The sequence below is a fragment of the Streptomyces acidicola genome, from assembly GCF_009377235.1.
Taxonomy (GTDB): domain Bacteria; phylum Actinomycetota; class Actinomycetes; order Streptomycetales; family Streptomycetaceae; genus Streptomyces; species Streptomyces acidicola.
The window spans coordinates 1-2,204 of sequence record NZ_VMNX01000480.1; the positions used below are offsets into that span (position 1 = coordinate 1).

Annotated in this window: 2 protein-coding genes; both read left to right on the top strand. The window is 73.4% G+C overall.

Annotated elements, in window-relative coordinates:
* Positions 1 to 220: 220 nt before the first annotated feature.
* Positions 221 to 1,333: a sensor histidine kinase gene (locus FPZ41_RS46175; protein WP_152870849.1), complete on the top strand. Its 1,113-nt coding sequence runs from the start codon at positions 221 to 223 to the stop codon at positions 1,331 to 1,333.
* Positions 1,330 to 2,031 carry a response regulator transcription factor gene (locus tag FPZ41_RS46180; protein ID WP_322621591.1) on the top strand — a complete coding sequence of 234 codons (702 nt, stop codon included), beginning with the start codon at positions 1,330 to 1,332 and terminating at the stop codon, positions 2,029 to 2,031. The genes FPZ41_RS46175 and FPZ41_RS46180 overlap by 4 nt, the downstream gene beginning before the upstream one ends.
* Positions 2,032 to 2,204 lie beyond the last annotated feature (173 nt).

Below are 2,204 nucleotides of genomic sequence, written 5' to 3' on the forward strand. Positions count from 1 at the left end.
GCGGAAGGGGGTGGGCATGCGGGGCTCCTCGGAGCTCGACGGGTTCCTGGCGTGCTCGAAACCCTCGCTCCGGTCGGTGGGCCGGCGCGTCGTACGGCCGGAGTCACTCGCGGCTGAGGCCACGGGGTGGCGCCCGTCGGGAACTACTCCGTGGGGAGTAGCCGCGGAGCCGTCCACAGGGCTGACGCGACTGTCGGTGGCGGGGGCTAACGTGCCCTGCATGCAACCGGACCAGGGCATGCGCAGGCGCCTGGCCGACGTGACGCTCGCCGTCGTCGTCGGCGCCCTCGTCATGACCTCGGCCGCGTTCGACACCGGCACGACGGTGCTCGACCACCTGCTGATCGCCCTGGGCTCGCTGGCCCTTGCCGGATACCGGCGAGCGCCCCGTACGGTCCTCGCCGTGACCACGGGGGCCATGACGGCGTACGTCCTGCACGCCCATCCCGGCGTCCTGTCCGCCCTCCCCGTGCTCGCCGCCGTGCACACCGCCGCGCGCGTGGGGCACCGCGCGGTGGCGGCGGCCGCGAGCGGCGTGTTCCTGGCCGGATATCTCGCCACGGGACCCAGGACCGAGGAGATCATCGAGCGCGTGCTGCTGCTCGTCGGCTGGTTCCTGTGCGCCGTCGCGACAGGGCTCGCGGACCGTAACTGGCAGGCGTACCTGCGCCAGACGGAACAGCGGGCGCTGGAGGCGGAACGCACCCGGGAGGAGTCCGCCCTGCGCCGCGCGGGTGAGGAGCGCCTGCGTATAGCCCGGGAGTTGCACGACTCACTCACACACAGCATCTCGATCGTCAAGCTCCAGGCCGGTGTCGCCGTCCATCTCGCCCGCAAGCGCGGCGAGGACGTGCCGCCCGCGCTCCTCGCCATCCAGGAGGCCGGCGGCGAGGCCATGCGCGAACTGCGGGCCACGCTGGAGGTGCTGCGCACGGACGAGCCGACCGGCACGCCCGCGCTCCTCGTCGAGCGGGCACGCGCCGCGGGCCTCGCCGTCGAGTTGACGGTGACCGGCGAGGAGCGTCCGCTGACGGCGGCCCTGGACCGGGCCGCCTATCGCATCGTCCAGGAGGCCCTGACGAACGCCGCACGCTATGCCGGGCCGGCCAAGGTCTCCGTCCGGCTCGCCTACGGGGGCCAGGAGTTGGAGATACGCGTGGACGACGACGGCTGCGCGGACCCGTCCCGACCGCACACGCCGGGCATCGGACTCACCGGCATGCGCGAACGCGTCACCGCCGTCGGCGGCACGCTGGACGCGGGACCGCGCCCTGAGGGCGGCTTCTCGGTGCGGGTGCGCCTGCCGCTGGCCGACGCGAGGGAGGTGGCGTGAGCGGTGTCCCGGGGGAAGCGAGCCGGTGTCCGATCCGGGTCGCGCTTGTCGACGACCAGGCCCTCATGCGCGCCGGCTTCCGCGCCCTGCTCGACGCCGAGGACGGCATCGAGGTGGTGGGCGAGGCCGCCGACGGCGCGCAGGCGCTGACTCTCGTACGCGCCGAGGTCCCGGACATCGCGCTCATCGACGTCCAGATGCCGGTGATGACGGGCATCGAGGCCACCCGCCGCATCGCCGCCGACCCGGACCTGGCCGACGTACGCGTCGTGATCCTCACCAACTACGGCCTCGACGAGTACGTCTTCGAGGCCCTGCGCGCCGGCGCCAGCGGCTTCCTGCTCAAGGACACCGAGCCCGCCGACCTGCTCCAGGCCATCGAGGTCGTGGCGGGCGGCGACGCGCTGCTGTCGCCGTCGGTGACGCGGACGCTGATCGGCGAGTTCGTGTCCCGGCCCCCGGACCGGGCCACCGCACCTGGTCTGGACTGCCTCACCCGTCGCGAACGCGAGGTCACCGCACTCGCCGCGCGCGGGCTGACCAACGAGGAGATTGCCGCGCACATGGTCATCAGCCCCTTCACCGCCAAGACCCATGTGAGCCGCGCCATGACGAAGCTCGGCGCCCGTGACCGGGCCCAGCTCGTCGTGTTCGCCTACGAGTCGGGGCTGGTGGCGGCACGCGGGCAGGCGGAGTGAACCCTTCCGCGGAGGGCGCGTGCGAGGATCGGCGCGTGATCGCGATACGCCGCACCCCGTCCCGGTACGCCCTCCTCGTCGGCGTGCTGGCGCTGTGCGCGAGCGGATGCGGGCTCTCCACCGAACTGGAGCGTGAGTTCGACCCCGAACCCGAACGGCCGCCGGCCACGACC